The organism is Bacillus sp. FSL K6-0073 (genome assembly GCF_038006085.1).
Classification (GTDB): Bacteria; Bacillota; Bacilli; order Bacillales; family Bacillaceae_G; genus Bacillus_A; species Bacillus_A cereus.
The window spans coordinates 1-18,708 of the sequence record NZ_JBBOUN010000005.1 but is presented as its reverse complement, the minus strand read 5'-3'; the positions used below and the strand labels follow the sequence as shown (position 1 = coordinate 18,708).

Sequence of the window (18,708 nt, the reverse complement as noted above, 5' to 3'; positions counted from 1 at the left end):
TTACACCTCTTTCAGTAGTTAATAGTCTCGACCATTTCTTTGTCGTATCATATGTTGTCTTCTTGCCCGTTCTCTGTCCTGGGATACATGTGAATGCTCTTCATGATGAACTGTATCTTTTCCAAGATATCGTTTCCCTGCACTAGTATTAACTTTCGATTCTTTTACCTGCATAGCGCCATGACCTTTCTTCACCGATCCAACCGTTTTAGCTGATTCCATTTGATAAACCTCTTCTTTTACTTCATCTTCATAATCATTCGAAATTCCATCTAATGGATTAAAACGAATGTCTCCATCTTGATAATTTTTCTCCTCAATATATTGAATCGGAGCAATTTTATTTTCAACCTCTTCATTCATTACTTCTTTGTGAGCTTCTATAATAGAATGATTTATACTTTCAATCGCTTCAGATATTGAATGAGTAAAATCAAAATTACATTGATCCTCATCCACAAATTCAGAAATGCACTCAACTTTCATATTTTCATGTTGATCAACAGTTACTTTTGCAACAAGCGTTTTTAAAAATTCTTTTTCTTCCAAGTCATCTTCATAATGTGGTTTAATTTCATTTTTAATCACTTCTAATTTCCCATGCTCTTCTTCAGTACCAAATTTATCAACTATTGTATTTAATTCACCTAAACTCAAAATCATATTTGGCTGGATATCTTCTATAAATTTACCATCTTCAGAAAGATGAATCTTGTAACCTTCCCACCGTTTTTGTGTATTAATTGCTGCTATTTGAGAGACATCACTCCAATGATCAGCAAAATTCAATCCAACATTATTAGAAACAGAACGCTCGGCTTTCCCCTGGATACGTTCGAGAATTTTCTGTTTATCCTCTACTGTATTTACTGTAGGGTTCTCATCCAACATATCTTCAGAATTAGATAGACTTTTTGCAGACTCCTTTGGTAAATTCATTTCTAACTTTTTATTATTGATTTCTTTTCCCACTTCATTTTGTAATTCTGAAATTTTTTGATCTATTGTATTAATAAATGTTCTTGCTGTTTCATGAACACGTTTAATAGATGAATCCTTCTCTTCAAAGTCTTGATCACCTTGCACCCATTTACTAATATAAGGAGCTGTACTATCCACAATATCAATACCGTAATGATTACAAATAACATGTGAAGTTAGTTTTGTTTCAAATTCTACTGTTAAATTATCCTTATTGTCCTTCCCTTTTTCACTTTGTAATTTTTCATTAACTAAGTCTTGAATAACTTTAGGTACTTTATCTATTTGAAGAATATCTGTATTTTCCACAAGTAATCCACTTTCAATTTTTTCTTTTTTAGCCGCTTCCTTAATACCAGCTATCAACATATCTTTATTCTCTTCTGATACCTCAAAGTTTAGTTGGCGGTTCGGAAATATTCTTTTCAAATCATCCATATTAGCGGTTGTTTGCGAAATATCTAAAGCAGTTTTTTTCAAGTAGTACGTTATATCTTTCTTTACTTTCAAGTCCCCCACCTTAACTTGTCTCTTCTGTTCTGATGTTAAGTCTGTAACAAGGACTTCTTGTTTCGTTTTTGGATCTCTTACATATTCTTTTATACGTGGATGAAAGATCCCCATTTCTTTTTCTCCATCTTTTAAAGAAAAACCAGCTTTTTTAAAAGTTTTTAAATTGGCACACACATATGCATTAGGGAATTGCGATTTTATTACTTGCATGTTTCTAGCTGAATAATTACTAAATCTGGCCATAAACTCAGCTAATTCCAACACACCTTCTTCTGATGAGTAATATTTCTCTATATCTTGAAGAACCCTTGCCATAAAGTTCTTTGTTTCTTCTTCAGCACCAAAACCACTTATATTATCCTCATAAAACATCCTCAATCACTCCTCTCTTCCCGAATAACGATTTATCTTTCCATTTGCTGCGTATATACCATACGTGCCATTCTTCTTGCTTCTTGCTTATTAGCAGCACCTGTATCTTCATCTTGTTCTGCTTCTTTAGAAGAAAAATGGTCAACCTTATCCTGTTGAATCTCACCAATTACAGTAGGATTTACTGTTCTTAGTTTTTCAGGATTAGATTGACCTTTTGTTTGTTCATATTCATTTATTTCTTGCTGCAACGCTTGTTTAACTTCATCCGATAAATCTCTTTTTTCATTTAAAATTTGCTCATATGGAGATTTGTATCCACCGTCACCTAAATCTAATCGATCCATCGTAATAACTTCTATTCGATTAAAATATTTATCCATTTCTTTAGGAAGAATTAAGTGATAACGGGTTTTTTCAAAGGGAACGTATTCACCTTTCTCCTCTGCCTTTTTAGATTCGGCATCTATTTCTGCAATTCGTTTACTCATCATTGCATTCGCTTCACCAAAAGGAATTGCTTTATTTGTTTCTAAATCTGCTTCAGACCGTTGTATAACAACCATAGGTTTCTTAATTGCATTATGATCTAGCGCTATAAAGTTCTGCTGATTCGCCTTATTAAATTCTTCAATAAACTCTTTATCATTTAATTTCTGGGCATTTTCTACATCATTATAAGCTTTACCCCTTTCTGCCCTACCACGTAAAGCATCTACAGTTACTATTTCCTCTTCAGTACTCTTTAAAGCGCCATAGCGTACTAAATATACATCCTTAACCTCACCATTACTTTGCTCCATATTCTTTTCCATCTCCTTTTCCATCTCCTTTTTATTCAAATCAACTTAATAACTGATTATGTAGACATCAATATTATGATGATTAAACTTTTCACATTCAGCTTTAATGTATTTTAAACATTCTTCTTTGTCATATCCCCCTGACCCACTACCAATCAGTGGTATTGCTATAGATTTATATTTTCGATTAATTAAAAGTTTTATAGCATTAGAAGTTGACTCCCTAATAGAATACTCTGTAGCTTTCCAAAACGTATTTATTCCAGCCACGTGTATTAATGCTTTACACTTTAATGTACCTGGTGACGTTATAACTGCTTCACCTAATTTTAATAAACCTTTCCGTCTAAGTTCCTTATATGGTTCACTTCCTGATTTATTAAAAATAGATTTTGACACCCCTGAAGTTCCCAATAAAAAACGTGGAACAAAATTTTTATTCCACGCATTTACTATTACATCAACCTTAGCTTGATAAGTGGTAATGTCACCACTTTTAATAAAGATCCTCATGATTTATCGCCTTCTAATATTTATTCCCGTTACAATTTCTAAAGGGCTAATTTAAAATATACCTTTTCGTAAGTTTGTTTCCCTTTGTTCCAAGATAAAATCCAATCTTCTAATGATCCCGAATAGACTTCTTTAAATTTTACAATTGGATTCTCCATGAATCCTTCAATTGTAATTCCAAAACCTTTATTACAAGTTGATTCCCCCTCATTTTTCTTCCACAATTCAAATTCTGTAATTTTGTATTTCTTAGCAAAATCAATAACCGTTTCCAGTATCCAATCCTCATTTACTTCTTCTGTTATTGCTCTTTCAAAATCAACTTCGAAACAATCACCATAATCATCTTCCCTTGTTAGAAAATGAGTTTCACCCTTTTGTATATATTTTTCTATTAATCTTCTATTCTCTTCATTTCGACTAAATCTCACGCTTGAAACAATCGAATAATAAATTTTGTTACTCATAAAAATACCCCTTTCTCAACTTAATTCTTCAAAAATTTATTCATCCCATGATAGATTCCAATCTTCTAATGATCCTAAATAAACTTCTCGTAATTTTATAGTAGGATTCTCCAGAGATCCCTCTAAATAAATTCCAAAGCCAATTTCATAAGGACCACCTTCACCATATTTCTTCCACATTTCAAATTCTGTAATTTTATATTTCTTCGCAAACTCTATTACCTTTTCAAATAACCATTCTTCATCAATTTCTTTACTAATATTATGTTTATATGTAACATCAAAACAAGCTCCATAATCACCTCCATGATCCTTAAAGTTAGCATCCCCTTTTTTCATAAACTCTTCTATAATTGCTATATTTTCATCTTCCCAATTTAATCCTGCACTTGAAAGAATATTATAGTAAACCTCAGTTACTTTGTTTTGTTTAATTGCTTCTTTTCTCTTTCTTGTTTCCCAACGATCCATATTTTTATCCGCAGCAAAATAAGAGTGTTTTTCCATAGGAAAATGTGTTAAATCTGCTTTATCACAAAACAAGAACTCATCTTCATAAACATCTACTTTTGATAGGTCTGTCTTTATTTCAAACTGTTTTAACTTTGTATTTCTGCTTAAACATTGATCATTGGAGAAAAGTTTCCCTTTATGTTCTCCAAACTGGAAACTCAAATCAATTTTATGTGTAATCTTTTTACGCTTTCCAACAAACCAATTTAGCTTAACCTCTATATGGTTATTAATTAGCTCTTTTTTATTTTTAACCCAATAGAATCCATGCGAAATAATTCCATTATCCTTTTCAACACCTGCAACAACATAACGTTTATTAGGATATGGCCTATTAAGAACTAACGTATTTTGAATTTCAAGACCCTCAATTTCCAATCTGACAGGTGCATGAAACCATGCCTCCGGTAAAAATAATTTAGGAGCAAAATGAAATATAAATTCATCATCCTTTAAATTCTCACTCTTAATTCCTGATAAATACTCATGAAACTCCACTATTTCATTTTCATATTCGCTGTTATACGGATTGTTTATATATGTTTTTTCTATCTCTGAAATAGGATGATCCCCCCTCCAATACAAATATTCTATTTGTTTAGGATCGAGTTCTAACTCCCCATATTTTTTAAACAGTTCGTTTACTTGTTTATTGAATTTCATAAAATCGGCTGAATAATTATCAGTGTAAAATGCTCTAAGGAAATCAGTCCCTTCTTTAGTACGCTTCAATTCTTTTATTTCTTTTTCATCTTCTCTGGTCCAAGATATTAAATTCCGGTTAATACCTTCTTGTACAAGCTCCCCAAAAGAGATTCCTCTTTTAGAATATACATTTAATCCTTTTTCCTTAATTTCCATATTAGTTAAACCTTTTCTTAGTTTACGAAAACAACCTAATACCCTTTCCATAACAACCTCTTCTGTATTTATACCGCGTTCCATAATTTCGCTTAATAAGTACCCTAATGTTTTATCTTGAATTTTTGTATGCATCTCTAATCCTCCTAAAATTTTAGATAAATAAAAAATAGATGTTTTAAGAACATCTATTTTTTTAAATCAATATTCCATTTCTTGTTGTCTTGCAATACGTTGTTGTACAAGTTCATATTCTCTTTCGGCACGCCACTTCGTTAAATCATCATTTATTGCTGCTCCAATATTTCGAACATCTTTCTTACGAATTACCGGTGGTTTGTACTTAGAATAATTACTATACTCTCGCCTTTTTGCTGACCGCCCCCTTTCATATTTCTTTTTTATCTGTTCATTTTTTTGCTGAAATTGATACAATGGATTTTCTTCATATGGTTTCTTTTTCTTTAATTCTTTAAGTAAGGAATTTCCCATACGTTTATACATATCTTTCATTTGATTCTTAGCATAATCTTTATCTTCTCGTTCGGATTCCCCATATAGACCTTTTTGGAAACTAGATTCTTTTTCTACCGCTTCTTCATATTCTTTAAATAGTGGATTGTCTTTCATTAACAATCCTGTTAACTCATCAATTTTATTCCTAGTTTCTTTCGGCATTTTTTTACTGCCATATGTCCAATCTTTTTTATTAATAGGCAATCCATCGTATATCTCTTGCAATAAAACAACCTCTCTATTTTGCTTCCTTTCTTTCGATCCTTGAAACTCTTCTTTTATTTCTTGTACTAACTCATTTCTTAAATTGGAGATACGACTTAATTCACTTGTACGATCTACTAGGGAATTCGCAAAGGTAGTTTTCATGTGATCTAACGTACTTTGTTTTCGTTTCCCTTTCGGTTCATAATAAGTTTTCCCGTTCACTACTTTTGTTACTAACTTTCTTCGATTCTCTTTTTCTACAGTACCAAAATGAATATGGATATGCTCTGTATTCCGATGAATGGATGCAAACCAGAATCCATTACTTTCTTCAATTTTTTCATCTTTAAATAGCTGATCCATCATTTTCTGACTCGCATTTCGAATACGGTTTTCATCTAAGATATCTGTTTTAGGATCATATAATTTTTGTGTAATTAAAAAGTCTGTATCAAAAGAGATAACATCCTGGTAGTAAACACTTCCTTTATTTTGCGCCTTTCCAACTAACTCTTTTATATCCTTTAAATCATTTTGTGTAATTACATTTTTTTCTTTTGAGAAAACACCTGGTAAAATTCCTTTCACTTCTTTTTCTAATTCCTGATTATTTTCGTTACTATTAGGGGATAAATCCTCAATATGTTTATTTAGTAGATCCATTTCTTCTTTTTCTGTTTTATTGAGTTTCTTTTTGCTTTCTAGTGCATACTTTCTTCCCATATAACTAACATACTTTTCAAAATCATTTGTCGTATTAAAGCTATCAGGGGAAGTTAAAAGTACTTGTGCTTCTGCTTCTTTTTTAGAAATTTCTTTGCTACCCTTGCTTGAATATGTACTTCCAATTTCCATATCAAAAGAATCAATTGCATTTTCAAGACGATTTAATTCCTGTAACTCTGTATTTGTTAAAGTATGCCCATCCTTTAAAAGTGCCTTCTTTCTCGTACAATAGTCAATGTACGTTGTGAAGCTTTGTTTTTTAGGAATTGTATATTGTGACGTTAAAATAATACCTGGTGACTTTCCCATAACTCGTTACTCCTTTTTATCATTCCAATTCTTCAAGTCTATGTTCAGGTATTTGCCCCCACTCTATTTCTTCATTAATAAACTTTCCAAACCTCCAAATCTTTTTATGCGGCTTATCGTTTATTAATAATATTTCTTCATTATCCTTAACCATAGGTAATCTTTTTTCTGTTATAGATGATGCTTTTATTTCTTTCTGCATTTCTTTTTCTTCTTGTACTTTAGGTTCCCTTCTTGATTCCATTGGCTCTCGTTTTAAAGTTCGGGAGAACTTCCCTTCCGATTTTCTAGTAACAGAAGATGCAATTTCACTTTTCACTTCTAGTTGTAAATCTTCTATACTTAAATCACTACCTAATCGTGAAAGAAGTTCTATATTTAATTTAATTAACACATCATTTTGTATTTGCATCGCTTTCATTGATTGCACTATTTTTTTATTATCTTCTTTTAAAAGTGATAGATCATCTATTCCTTTCCCTTTCCTCATTTTTTGATCTAGCAGCACAATTCCATGCCGTAAGGCATCCGCTTCAGTCGAATACTCAGGATACTGCTTCATAAAATCTTTAACTATATCTTTGTGGATTCTATTCCCACGAAAGCGAAATGTTTCCTCAAAAGCAATCCTAGCCATTACTCATTCAACCCCTATCCATTCTGTCCTAATACCTTAATTAATTCATTTGTAGCATCTATATATTCTTGTAACTTATCCTCTTGCCTTTCTAAAGAAACAGAAACATTATTAACAGCTTCATCAAATTTATCTTCTTTATTTCTTTTATATTCTCTATCAAAGTGTTCTCTAAAAATTTCGTTAATGTATTCCCAACGATAGTAACGTCTTCCAAGTCTTTTACTTATTTGCTTACACCTTTCATCAATTTCCTTTATATGATTCGGATTAGCATTCCGAACATGAATTTCCATATTGTCACCTGCTTTACAATACAAAAAGAACCTAATTCATTGTAGAATTAAGTTCTTTTTTATTTATTCATTATTCCACGTATCCAAATGCTAACGGTGAACCCGTCAGTTCAATATGTGATAACTTATTTCCTTTTGCTTGCCTACAGTATTCTTTAATTAATAATTTTCCTTCTTCAACATTTAGCTTTTTATAAAATCCACTATTTGTATCATCAATGAAAAAATCAATTATTTCAACATCATTAAATAATTCATTAGGATCTATTCTAGTAATTAATTCTTCTTCTTGTAAGTTAATTCTTGCGGACAGATAATCCGTTACACCACCAATACAATCCTCTTCAAATTCAAATGTATTAAATTTAATTGTGGCAACTAAACAATACTCTGATTTCGAACCATTATAAGTAAAGCCAAACCAATTAAATGCATATGAGTATGCAATTTTTTTATTTTTATCCTTACTATCTTCTATATATTTAGCAGTTTCTTCGGCAGATTTTTTTTCATTATGATCAACATCATCTAACTGACTCAATTCATTAATTGCTCTCCAATAGGATTTAATTGCCGACATTGCATCTTCTTCAGTTGATAAATTTGCTAACCAAACATAATCTTTCTCTTCATATTTTCTTAAATCATATTTTGTTAATGCTTCATCATATGTTCCCTTTTCTTTCATTGATTCAACTTCATTGCTACTTAACTCTCTCCACAAATAAAAGTTATTTCCACCCCTGTGATCTATCAAATAATTTGATACTTTTACTTTACATCCCTTAAATTCTTCTTGAGGTGGAATGATGATTTTTTCAAAATACTCCTCATTCTTTTCCTTCTTTTTATCATTAAATACTTGATTAAGTTTCTTCATATCTTCTAGCAACCCTTCTATATTTAAATTCATTAGTTCTTTTATTTCATCCCAATACTTACAAACAATAAGCTCCCAATTCCAAAACAAATGTACATCTATAAATTCTTCAAAATTACCATCTGCCGCTACAGGATGTTCTTTATACTCAACCGCTGAAAAGTATTTGCTTAGCAAGAATGCTATATCACTTTCACTAATCCCCCAACTTTTCTCTATATCAAAAGCAAGGCCTTGAAGATAAGCGATTACTACATTTAATTTAAAAGCATCTAATGAAATTTTCACGAAAGTGGATTCATTATTAGCATCCTTAGGATCATCATTAAAAGAAATTTTATATAAACGCATTTCACTATTCGGCAAATATATATTTTTTTGATCTTTAATCATTTTAATTTTACGCCTTACGTTCCACTCGGCGATTTTATAGATATCATTATGTTTTAAAATCACTTCTATACGATGAATATCTATCTCTTTATTAGGTACTCTTTCAATCTCTCCCCACTCATATTCAAAGAATGAGACCCCACATAGGCCTACAACATGAAAATAATTATGTTCTTTTAAATAATCCCTGCAAAGAATGTACTTCCCTTCATTTTCACCTTCATGAAAATAAAAATAATCATTTAGATCTACTTCATTAATACTTTCCAGTGCATATTGGGCGGTTGAAAGTGCTTCTTCCTCATCTTTTGCTATTACATACGCAAAACAACGATGAACATATATTTCATATATCTTGTCCACTTTATCTTCAACTCTCTCTCCTATTCTAGTTACTCTAGATCACCTTTATCTTCTAGCAATCAGATAAAGGCTCTACCAAAAGCAAAGATTAAAAAAAGAGCATAAGGAAACCCTATCCCACTTTGAGGTCAAAGTGGTGAAATAGGCTGTGCCTATTGGGTTTCTAAAGCTCTCTAACTGGGATGTCAAAAACGCACCTGTGGGGCGTTTTGAGTCCTTTTATCATCTATTTGTAGGTCTCTTTGAGACCTTTGTAGTACGTTTTGTGTCCGTTTAAAAAGTACCTTTTTATATAACTTTTTTCTTTTCATTCAACAGCTCAATTTTCTTTTCTTTCATTTTAATCTCTTCTTTAAATCCATCCATTTCCTTTTGATGATTCTTAATTTTTGAATCATTTGAGTTCATTGTATTTTTGGTTTTAAGTTTTTCATCTTCGGTCTGGTACTCCATTTCTTTTGTTAACTTATCATTTTTTATTTTTAATTGTTTAATAGCAGATTCTTTATCATGAATCTTCTGTTGCATTTCTTTAATTTCTTCCCTTATAGATTTTTGTGAGAATGCAAGATATTCTTTTTCGTAATAGATCTGCGATTCCTCTTTTAGATCCTCATTAATTAGTTTTTCCTTCTGTAAAATATAAGTTTTTAAACTTCTATCTTTTATATCATCTGCATCAGATTGTAATTCTGGATGAATGTATTCAGGCTTAACAATAGATGAAACTACACCGAAATCTTCAGGTATGTTCTCACTAATCACAACAATATAGTTATCACTAGCACGATAAATTTTTGTTTTCACATCATTTTCTTTTTGCTTAATGTATTTATTCTCTACTTTGTATTTCATGTTACTAAGAATTTGAGGGTCATTATCCGACTTTAATTCATAATCAATTCGCAACGTTTTATTTGTAGGATTGTATTCTTTTTTCACAACTGAAATCTTCACCATCGTTGATAGGCTTTGATATTCTCCCATTTTCATTTCCTCAAACTTATATGTTGCTCCGCTAAAGGCAGGCGAAATACATAGTACAAAAAACATTGCTACAAAACTTCCCAGGGTTAACATATATGCTCTTCTTTTCGTATTTGCAGGTTTTCTTCCTTCTTTTTTCGCTCCAAATTTTAAATGCATACTGCTTCTCCTTTCTTACTAAATACTTTCACTTGTACTCTTACTTCCTCATGAATATTTTCTAATTTATAGTTTGTATATTTCTTTTTCCCTCTATGATCCATGTCATATTCACGAACAATTAGCCAATCAAATTTATTACCAGGATTATAATCAAACCAATCAATTGCTATTTCTTGATAATCATTTTTCCTCTTCCATAACTTAATAATTATATATTTCCCTTCTTTTGAATAATCATGATTCGGTTTTAATTCACTCAAAAGCATGACATATACCCCTTTCTTTTAGATTATTAGATTACACTTTAATAAAACAATAAAGATCCCTTGTATTACGCTTCCTTTCATACAGGGGATCTTTATATATTATTTTGGAACTTATCTACTTAATCGGTATGGACTATAATCCACTACTTTAATTTCATTTCCTTGCTTCTCTAATGTAATTCTAATTAAGCTTTTAATCTTAGTTTGTTTGTTTTCTAGACCTTCAATTGTGTAATCTACATCAATTAAAACACTACATTTTTTTGAAATATCTCCATTTGAATCAACAAATAGAGCAGTTTGATTAATAGTAGATTTAAAGTTTGGATCTCCTAGATCTTCTGTTTCAGGAGCTACCATATCTACTACTTTTTTATCTGTCATTTTTAACAAGTTGTCTCTTCTCTCGTTCTTATTTTTTACGGAGTAATTCAAATACGCATGAATAAATTGTTTAGATACCTCTTTATATTGATTTTGCAAATCTATTAAAGGATTCGTATTTTCTTTATTTGAATCAGCAGCATTCGTATTATTTTTCATGCTTACTTGTTCCATTTTCGCTTTCAATTCACCTATTGTTTTGTCCTTTTTGGCAATATCGACTTGATATTTTTTATCTTTCTTATCAAATTCCTTCATTGCGGTATAAATAAAAACCCCACTAAAAGCAACTGAAACACTTAGTAATCCTGATAAAATTTTTGAAGTCATATTCATTTATTACGCACCCATTTCTTTTTTATTTTGGAACTACTCTTCTAATTCCTGCATAGTATTTTTGCCATCCTGGTGATGTAAATTGGTGATATCCTATCCCTGCATTTTCAGAATCATACATTGTATTTGCATCAACATATATCCCTACGTGACTCACATGATCTGGCCCACCGTATGTTCCTTTGAAAAATACCAAATCACCAGGTTGTGCATCTTTCGGATCAACTTCTACAGTTGCATAGTATTGTTCTGATGCTGAACCATTTAAATTAACCCCTGCTGCCCTAAATGCCCAAGACGTTAATCCACTACAATCAAATCCCTGCGCAGGAGTTTTACCACCCCAAACGTACGGGTTTCCATTATATTTTAAAGCTTCATCCATTATCTTTTTAAAGGTCTCTGACCCATTTACTGGTGCAGTCCCTGGTGCAGTCCCATTATCAAAACTTAAATATTGCTTAACCATTTCTGCATAATAAAAGTTACCGCCATTTATATAGCGATAACCACCATTGTAAGCAACTGCTACAGCTTGACTATATCCAATTCTTGTTCCATTTTTATTTCCACCCGCAGGAGCAACAACTGTTAAAGAATAATAATCAGCAGTTTCTAAGGAGTGCGTTTTATTATTTAATGCTAACCAATGTACATAATTACGTCCAAAGTTATATGTTTGTACAATGGCTAATAAATCATTAATCCCTAACATTTTTGCATCATCAAATGCTCCCTTTAAATGCATAACACCATAATAAATAGAATCCTTTGGATTAGAAATTGTGTTCATTTTCCAACCTTGTGACTCACTTGACTGCATAATATCAGGTAGTTTTTCTGAAATACCATTACTCTCCACCATGATGATTGCTAACACATAAGGAACTAACTCAGGTACTCCTTGAGCTGCACATTCTTTTTCGACCATCTCTTTCCAGCGCATGACTTCTGGTGGTAAGTTTTGTACCGATGCAGTACCACTTATACCACCACTAGAAGTACCCGTTGAGCTTGTCCCTCCTCCTAAAATCGCCGCACCTATAATAAATATCACCATTACCGCTGCAAAAATAGCTATTCCTGTAGATCCACTAAATAAACCAACTAACCATTTTAACCTCTTAACTTTTTTATATTTTTCTAGTAACGTTTCCTGTGTAGCTGCCATATTATTGACCACCTTTAAAACGTTCTAGTTGTTTTTCATCTGGATCGAACATTACATTATATGTCTCAGTTGAACTAACTTGTACAATTGCTTCTCCTCGTTTTAATTCAGGTAAAATTCGAAACTCTGATTCTGTTAAACTCTCACCTAGAACACTTTTTAAGGTTTCTAATACGGAGTTATCCATATTTAAAAATATCTTATATTGAGTTAATTCAAAGATTGCTTTCATGTCTGAAACATCCACATTACTTCCTGGTGGTGGTAACATTTCTTGTGGTGATTGTGTTGCAAAGAATATACCTGCAACGAATTTACGCATTTCACGTTCAAATTCCAAAACATAATTATTAGCAAATTTATTTCGAGAATTTATAACATTATGGCACTCATCTAAAAACACCATAAAATATATAATATCTTCAATTGGTAAATTCTTTTCTTCTCGTAAATATTTCATTCTACGACCATTTTTTAATGCATGACTCCAAATTAAAGTTAATGCGGTAAATAATTGACAGTTAAAGATTGGTCTGTCTAATTTTGATATACCATCTATATCAAAGAATACAATTTGTTCATCTTCAAAGTTTTCAAGAGTTGTATGCCCATTAAACATATCTCCATACACATGAACCATATCATGTACTTGCATTTTAAGAGTTTCTAAATCTCTATGACGTTGTGGAGTAGCATCTTTTTCTAGTTCAACTTCATCCAAATGCGCAAGGAATTCTTCCATAATAGGATAACTAGTTGGTGGTAATCCTGTTATTTTAAACGGTTCTTTAGAACTAGATGGGATCAACTTACATTCGGTATAGAACTCTAAAAGATACCTACGAAACTCTTGTATAATCGTTTCAGTTACATCAACATTTAAGAAACGATACATATTTGTAAGCTTAGATAAATGTTGTAAGAATGATCCTCTTTCATCAACCGCACCTGTATTAGTAATTTTTGTTGCAAATACTTCTAAGGGATTTATCATCCCTGTTTCCACACCATCTTCACCTTGTGCCCCACTTAAATCAATTATCTTACCACCTTGTTGTTGAACAATCGTGTAATAATCTCGCGCTTTATCAAATCCACGAATAAAACAATCCTTTCCAAGTAGGCCCTCTAACAACTGTTTTAGTAATGTAGATTTACCTGCACCCATTTTCCCAAAAACAAAACCACTAAACGATGTTCTAGTACCTGTAGAAAAAAATGGATCTAAAATAAATGCTCCACCAGTATTTGTTTGTCCTAAATAGATTCCTCTTGGATCTTTTAAATCTTGGTGATGAAACGGTATACCATATCCAATGTTTTCTGAAGGCAGCGGATTACCACTTTTCGCTCCCAAGTATTCAATTTGTTGATCATAACTTGCAAACAATGTTTGCCACTCTTCTTTTTGTTTAAAAACATACACTTGTGCTTTATAGTTTTGACCTGCAATCTCTTTTTTCAAATCACCAATTCGCTTCTCTAATTGTTCTAAAACTGGATCATAAATAAAAATTCTTACTTTTACCAACTTAACTATTTCACCTTGTTGCGTTATAGCACGTGCAAACAACTTTAAATTTTCTAACTCCCAATTTGCATCATCACGATCAGTTGAACGACGTTCTGACGTCACACGATCTTTTAACTCAGTGATAGAACGGTTAATATCTGTAAGAACCTCTTGTTTATTAGCAGTCGCTACATCCAAACTTGATAGCGTATCTTTATTGTTCATTAATGCTGTTAACCATAAAGGAGGAATTTCTTCTGCCAGAGAATAAACATTTAAACAAGCTACATAGCAATCTCCTTGAGCTATATATCTTTCATTAAATTTAATGCCCCCTTGTGGCTGCACCCTCTGAATAAATTCTAAATCATAACCCGCACTACGATATTTTTGTTGTTCTTTTTTCCCTAGTTTCACCATTAATATTTCTCCTCCTACATTTCCGAATTCATGTTTTGCAGCTTAAATATTAATTTTTCAACTTCTTTTGCCTTCATATTCTGCAAATCAAATTGCCTTCCACCGTAACGCTTCATATCTTTTACGTTCTTTATTAATTCTTTTTCGTTTTCCCCATAAACAACAATGAAGAAGGCCAATTCCTTTAAATTCTTTTCTACCCAAAGTACCCTATTTAAATTTTCAACTGCCAATGAATACCGTTGATACCATACTCGCTCTTCTTCATTAGTCACCCCCTCTCTATTCATCCTTCCTTGAAATCGTATCGCCATGCGTTTCCAATAAACTTGTTGTTCTGTTGTTTCTGTTGAATATGTTAAAGATAAAATTTTAAATGGCTCATGATAGACCCTACACAAACTAGTTAGTTGGTTCATAAACCGCTTTAAATCCTCCTCATTCATAGAAAGTAAGTCCGTTGTTTTTACCTTCAAATAGACTTGCAAATTATCTTTACGATCCACTAAAATTCCCGTTTTTCGCTCAAGTCGTTTATAAGGAGCTACATCAACTATTGATGCATCCGTATTTTTAAAAGAAGCAAAAATTGTTGAGATAAAACCTTGTTTTTCATCACCTTGTTCTGAATTTATCCGTTTCTTCTGATTCGTTTTCTTGGGTTCAGCTACCGCAACTTTCATATTCATCTTTCCTTTCATGAGTTAAAAAAAGAGAGTGCTATATAAGCACTCCCTATTACTCTTATTTCTTTTTCGTTTTACTACTGATTGTATTTACTTCAATTGGATGGTAATTTTTATTATCCATCTTCAACATATCTAAAATAACCATCATATTTCTATTTGTAGGACTGCTATGCGGTTTTATACACAAGAACAATCCAAATGTACCCATTATCACATAAAACATAATCCTTCCAAATACACCAACCGGAAATAGATTCGGCATATAACTTGCTAAGAACAACATAAAACCAATTATTCCTGCATCAATGAGATAGAAAAAAGCTATTTTAATTTCTTGCTTTGTATTCTTTGGATTACGCATCATGTCTCATCACTCCCTTTGTTACGTCATGAATTTTATTTTTTCCCCTTATTGTTACAAGACTTATACTCTCTTATCATACTTTTAATAAATAGGTTCATAGTTTCAAACATTTTACTATCGTTTTCAATACGTTCTTGTATAAAAAGTGGGTACTTTTCAAACTTAGCGTAATATTGTTTTACTGGATGTTTCTCAGGATAATATTCAATATCATATTCATAAGCACGCAAACCATAATAATCACGCACACCTTTAGGATTCAAAATGTGCATGCATAAAAGTGATTTATAAATTATTTCCTTTGCTTCTACAGAATGAGTTAATTCATTAGCCAAATATTTTTCTGTATAACTCGGAAATTTGTGTACACAAAAATCAAATATTTCTTCTTCCTGTGTTGTAAATACCATCCTTTGTTTTCTTTTCCAACGTATAATTGCGTAAATAGTTCCTCTCACAAAGCAATATACCCATATTGCTATTTGTAAAATCCATACCCCCACAATTAATACAAATAAAATCCCAATAATCCATTTCACTAAAGTATGATCTAAAGACCATAAAAACCATTTCTTAATAAAGGGCTTGTCATATATTAGCCAACTTAATAAGGCAGGTTTTACTATAATGCGCAGTAAAGGATCAAATTCAAGAAAGATATGCTCTGAAGGATCTAATTGCATATCTCTCCAAAGCCCTCCATTATAAGCAATAAAACATATCATATATACTACAAATGAAAGTGTTGTTGTAAAGATAATTTGCATTACAAATTGATTATTTAATATTTCTATTAGGAACTCTTTCAATATTATCTACCTTCCGAATTATACTTTTATACTTTTATAATTTTTTCGTTCTGCTAATATATATTAGCCTTGCTTACTTAGGCATCTGTTCAAGTACTTCATCAATTAATCTCCAAAAATGTTGCATTGTGATTTTAAAATCAAATTTAATGCTCAGCTGCATTCCAGGTGATAAATTTTGAATTCCATTAAAGTAAGATCTAGCAAGATGATCCTCAGGTAATGTATTCAATAATTCTTCATAATTACAGAGTTCTTCATATCGTAAAATCGAATCTTTGTTTAAAATGTCATAACTAACTGCCAATGATAATACCGACTTGTATAATTTCATTCTTGCTGCAGCAAATAATGAATCTGTATTTTTCAATTCTTCTTTCTCATAAAGTTCATATAATTCTACACCTAAATCAAAGAACTCTTGTTGCTCACTGTTTAATTTCATTTCTTATTCTCCTTCCTAAAAGTTCTACCTAGAATTTCTAAGAGCCTTAAATCCCTCAAACAATATATATGTAATTAAGACTATGAGGTATAAACTACCTGAAACATCAATAATTTCTTGTCCACTTAATACATAATGTTCATTTTCTATTCCAAATAATTTTTCACTGAAAACAATTGTCTTGAAGGGAATATACTGCATAGCTCCTGAAAATTGTAATCCCCAAATAATCAAAAGGATCATTAGGATGCGAAGATATACGCTAACTAACACTCTTGAAAATCTACCTAATATTTTTAGTCCATCAAACAACGGTCGATATGAATGGTTTAATGACAGTTTCTTTCTACTTTCGAAATCTATATCGTTCACTTCGAAAAATTTAAATGATTTTCGGGGCACTTCTATAATCCCTTGTTTAATGCAAATTTCTTTTGCTTTTCTCCACCCTAGTTTTTTTATCAAATATGAATCTGGATGAAAAACCTCTAACCAACATGATTTATTATTCATTAGAAGATGGTGTCCCCATAAATAAGCTAAATCTATAGCTTGTTCTTTTTCATTTAGATCAGTGAATTGGGGCACAATTAATGTATTAGAATTTCTTTCAACCCCATAACCCCTACACTTTTCTTCAAAATCATACATTCCCTTTAAATATCCAGCTGTAAATGGACGTATTAAAGAAAAAGAAAAACTTTCTTTTATTTCTATACCCTCTTCTACCATTAAACTTAATATTTTTTCTTTGGGTGATTGCATCTCTTTTTTCTGTGACAATTTCGTTCCACCTCTCTTTTTAAAAAATACGCCCCTCTTTCTTTTTCCACTTTAGTAATCTAAAAATCTGTTTAAAAAAAGTTGCGATCATGCTTAACACAATCGCAACTCCTAACATGCAGATAGCAAATAACCAATTATTCATTTTATTATCCCTTCTGCTTACCTTTTATTTTCGAACACTCTTTTGCCAACTTGTTATTTGAATATAGATTAAAAGAAAAATATATCAGAAGAAAAAAAGCAACGATGTAATGATATAACTGACTTAATTCAAAACGAATTTGAAAAGCTAAAATAGTAGTAGCAATTACAAATCCTGCTAGCGTTATTAAAATACTACATTCCAATTCTCTTTGTTTCATTTCAAAATAAAGTCTTCTTTTACTTGCAATATCAATCACTCTCACTAAAAATCCCTCCTCATCTTATTTTTGATTTAATCTGTTTGTGCGATTTCTAGAGCTTCCTCTTTGTCGTAATCCCGAACCCCTTCTTTCCTTCACATTAACATTCTCTTGAACATTCACATCACGCTGAACCGTTGTAGAATCTGCTCTTACATCCCTATTTACTGTTCCACTTCCTTTTACATTGTCCTGGATATTCACATCACGCTGAACCGTTGTAGAATCTGCTCTCACATCTCTATTTACTGTTCCATTTCCTTTTACATTGTCCTGGACATTTACTTCACGTTGGACTGTTGTAGGGCTTGCTTTCACATCCCTATTTACTGTTCCATTTCCTTTTACATTATCCTGGACATTTACTTCACGTTGGACTGTTGTAGGGCTTGCTTTCACATCCCTATTTACTGTTCCATTTCCTTTTACATTATCCTGGACATTCACTTCACGCTGGACTGTTGTAGGGCTTGCTTTCACATCATTATTTACTGTTCCACTTCCTTTTACATTGTCCTGAACATTCACTTCACGCTGGACTGTTGTAGGGCCTGCTTTCACATCCCTATTTACTGTTCCATTTCCTTTTACATTGTCCTGGATATTTACTTCACGTTGGACT

The 18,708-nt window shown here is 31.7% G+C and carries 19 protein-coding genes and 2 pseudogenes; all 21 read right to left on the bottom strand.

Translation table 11 applies throughout. The annotated features are described in order from the left end of the window. Positions 1–18: 18 nt before the first annotated feature. Positions 19–1,866, bottom strand: a complete 1,848-nt coding sequence (locus MHB52_RS35820) for an ArdC-like ssDNA-binding domain-containing protein (RefSeq protein WP_253703491.1) — start codon at positions 1,864–1,866, stop codon at positions 19–21. A 32-nt stretch (positions 1,867–1,898) separates the two neighbouring features. After that, a pseudogene (locus MHB52_RS35815) lies at positions 1,899–2,690 on the bottom strand (LPD25 domain-containing protein); the annotation flags it as partial. Positions 2,691–2,714: 24 nt separating this feature from the next. Then, the gene (locus MHB52_RS35810; protein WP_061664016.1) at positions 2,715–3,182 is read right to left on the bottom strand and encodes a macro domain-containing protein; all 468 of its coding nucleotides are present in this window, start codon (positions 3,180–3,182) and stop codon (positions 2,715–2,717) included. Between the two features lie 38 nt (positions 3,183–3,220). Next, positions 3,221–3,649: a DUF5514 family protein gene (locus MHB52_RS35805; protein ID WP_061664017.1), complete on the bottom strand. Its 429-nt coding sequence runs from the start codon at positions 3,647–3,649 to the stop codon at positions 3,221–3,223. Positions 3,650–3,685: 36 nt separating this feature from the next. After that, entirely contained in the window at positions 3,686–5,158 is a 1,473-nt protein-coding gene (locus tag MHB52_RS35800) for a DUF5514 family protein (RefSeq protein WP_080451646.1), read from the bottom strand. A 66-nt stretch (positions 5,159–5,224) separates the two neighbouring features. Continuing rightward, complete coding sequence (gene mobP2 / locus MHB52_RS35795; RefSeq protein WP_061664018.1) at positions 5,225–6,781, bottom strand: MobP2 family relaxase; 1,557 nt, start codon at positions 6,779–6,781, stop codon at positions 5,225–5,227. Positions 6,782–6,800: 19 nt separating this feature from the next. After that, positions 6,801–7,418 carry a hypothetical protein gene (locus MHB52_RS35790; protein ID WP_061664019.1) on the bottom strand — a complete coding sequence of 206 codons (618 nt, stop codon included), beginning with the start codon at positions 7,416–7,418 and terminating at the stop codon, positions 6,801–6,803. 14 nt (positions 7,419–7,432) lie between these two features. Then, entirely contained in the window at positions 7,433–7,714 is a 282-nt protein-coding gene (locus tag MHB52_RS35785; protein ID WP_000402461.1) for a hypothetical protein, read from the bottom strand. Positions 7,715–7,784: 70 nt separating this feature from the next. Beyond that, positions 7,785–9,350, bottom strand: a complete 1,566-nt coding sequence (locus MHB52_RS35780) for a hypothetical protein (RefSeq protein WP_080451647.1) — start codon at positions 9,348–9,350, stop codon at positions 7,785–7,787. A gap of 288 nt (positions 9,351–9,638) precedes the next feature. Beyond that, complete coding sequence (locus MHB52_RS35775; RefSeq protein ID WP_053514449.1) at positions 9,639–10,496, bottom strand: hypothetical protein; 858 nt, start codon at positions 10,494–10,496, stop codon at positions 9,639–9,641. Then, the gene (locus tag MHB52_RS35770; RefSeq protein ID WP_000926956.1) at positions 10,487–10,765 is read right to left on the bottom strand and encodes a DUF5513 family protein; all 279 of its coding nucleotides are present in this window, start codon (positions 10,763–10,765) and stop codon (positions 10,487–10,489) included. Before MHB52_RS35770 ends, MHB52_RS35775 begins: the two co-directional genes overlap by 10 nt. A 111-nt stretch (positions 10,766–10,876) precedes the next feature. Beyond that, positions 10,877–11,485 (bottom strand): hypothetical protein, encoded by a 609-nt coding sequence (locus MHB52_RS35765; RefSeq protein ID WP_053514448.1) that lies wholly within the window; start codon positions 11,483–11,485, stop codon positions 10,877–10,879. Positions 11,486–11,507: 22 nt separating this feature from the next. Further along, positions 11,508–12,656: a bifunctional lytic transglycosylase/C40 family peptidase gene (locus tag MHB52_RS35760; protein WP_042596223.1), complete on the bottom strand. Its 1,149-nt coding sequence runs from the start codon at positions 12,654–12,656 to the stop codon at positions 11,508–11,510. A gap of 1 nt (position 12,657) precedes the next feature. After that, the gene (locus MHB52_RS35755; RefSeq protein ID WP_061664020.1) at positions 12,658–14,589 is read right to left on the bottom strand and encodes a VirB4 family type IV secretion system protein; all 1,932 of its coding nucleotides are present in this window, start codon (positions 14,587–14,589) and stop codon (positions 12,658–12,660) included. A gap of 14 nt (positions 14,590–14,603) precedes the next feature. Continuing rightward, positions 14,604–15,272 (bottom strand): hypothetical protein, encoded by a 669-nt coding sequence (locus MHB52_RS35750; protein ID WP_053514445.1) that lies wholly within the window; start codon positions 15,270–15,272, stop codon positions 14,604–14,606. A gap of 61 nt (positions 15,273–15,333) precedes the next feature. After that, entirely contained in the window at positions 15,334–15,642 is a 309-nt protein-coding gene (locus MHB52_RS35745) for a DUF5592 family protein (protein ID WP_061664021.1), read from the bottom strand. A 32-nt stretch (positions 15,643–15,674) separates the two neighbouring features. Continuing rightward, positions 15,675–16,451, bottom strand: coding sequence for a hypothetical protein (locus tag MHB52_RS35740; RefSeq protein WP_061664022.1), 777 nt, complete (start codon positions 16,449–16,451; stop codon positions 15,675–15,677). A 73-nt stretch (positions 16,452–16,524) separates the two neighbouring features. Beyond that, positions 16,525–16,896, bottom strand: coding sequence for a hypothetical protein (locus tag MHB52_RS35735; protein WP_061664023.1), 372 nt, complete (start codon positions 16,894–16,896; stop codon positions 16,525–16,527). A gap of 24 nt (positions 16,897–16,920) precedes the next feature. After that, the gene (locus MHB52_RS35730) at positions 16,921–17,679 is read right to left on the bottom strand and encodes a hypothetical protein (RefSeq protein WP_061664024.1); all 759 of its coding nucleotides are present in this window, start codon (positions 17,677–17,679) and stop codon (positions 16,921–16,923) included. Positions 17,680–17,828: 149 nt separating this feature from the next. Further along, positions 17,829–18,089, bottom strand: coding sequence for a hypothetical protein (locus tag MHB52_RS35725; protein ID WP_061664025.1), 261 nt, complete (start codon positions 18,087–18,089; stop codon positions 17,829–17,831). Between the two features lie 18 nt (positions 18,090–18,107). After that, positions 18,108–18,708 (bottom strand): annotated as a pseudogene (locus MHB52_RS35720) (pLS20_p028 family conjugation system transmembrane protein); the annotation flags it as partial.

Coding starts and splice junctions, on each gene's coding strand:
- MHB52_RS35775 (WP_053514449.1), bottom strand. CDS start 10,496: ATGCATTTAAAATTTGGAGCGAAAAAAGAAGGAAGAAAACCTGCAAAT.
- MHB52_RS35765 (WP_053514448.1), bottom strand. CDS start 11,485: ATGAATATGACTTCAAAAATTTTATCAGGATTACTAAGTGTTTCAGTT.
- MHB52_RS35745 (WP_061664021.1), bottom strand. CDS start 15,642: ATGATGCGTAATCCAAAGAATACAAAGCAAGAAATTAAAATAGCTTTT.
- MHB52_RS35755 (WP_061664020.1), bottom strand. CDS start 14,589: ATGGTGAAACTAGGGAAAAAAGAACAACAAAAATATCGTAGTGCGGGT.
- MHB52_RS35735 (WP_061664023.1), bottom strand. CDS start 16,896: ATGAAATTAAACAGTGAGCAACAAGAGTTCTTTGATTTAGGTGTAGAA.
- MHB52_RS35790 (WP_061664019.1), bottom strand. CDS start 7,418: ATGGCTAGGATTGCTTTTGAGGAAACATTTCGCTTTCGTGGGAATAGA.
- MHB52_RS35820 (WP_253703491.1), bottom strand. CDS start 1,866: ATGTTTTATGAGGATAATATAAGTGGTTTTGGTGCTGAAGAAGAAACA.
- mobP2 (WP_061664018.1), bottom strand. CDS start 6,781: ATGGGAAAGTCACCAGGTATTATTTTAACGTCACAATATACAATTCCT.
- MHB52_RS35800 (WP_080451646.1), bottom strand. CDS start 5,158: ATGCATACAAAAATTCAAGATAAAACATTAGGGTACTTATTAAGCGAA.
- MHB52_RS35805 (WP_061664017.1), bottom strand. CDS start 3,649: ATGAGTAACAAAATTTATTATTCGATTGTTTCAAGCGTGAGATTTAGT.
- MHB52_RS35760 (WP_042596223.1), bottom strand. CDS start 12,656: ATGGCAGCTACACAGGAAACGTTACTAGAAAAATATAAAAAAGTTAAG.
- MHB52_RS35770 (WP_000926956.1), bottom strand. CDS start 10,765: ATGCTTTTGAGTGAATTAAAACCGAATCATGATTATTCAAAAGAAGGG.
- MHB52_RS35750 (WP_053514445.1), bottom strand. CDS start 15,272: ATGAAAGTTGCGGTAGCTGAACCCAAGAAAACGAATCAGAAGAAACGG.
- MHB52_RS35785 (WP_000402461.1), bottom strand. CDS start 7,714: ATGGAAATTCATGTTCGGAATGCTAATCCGAATCATATAAAGGAAATT.
- MHB52_RS35810 (WP_061664016.1), bottom strand. CDS start 3,182: ATGAGGATCTTTATTAAAAGTGGTGACATTACCACTTATCAAGCTAAG.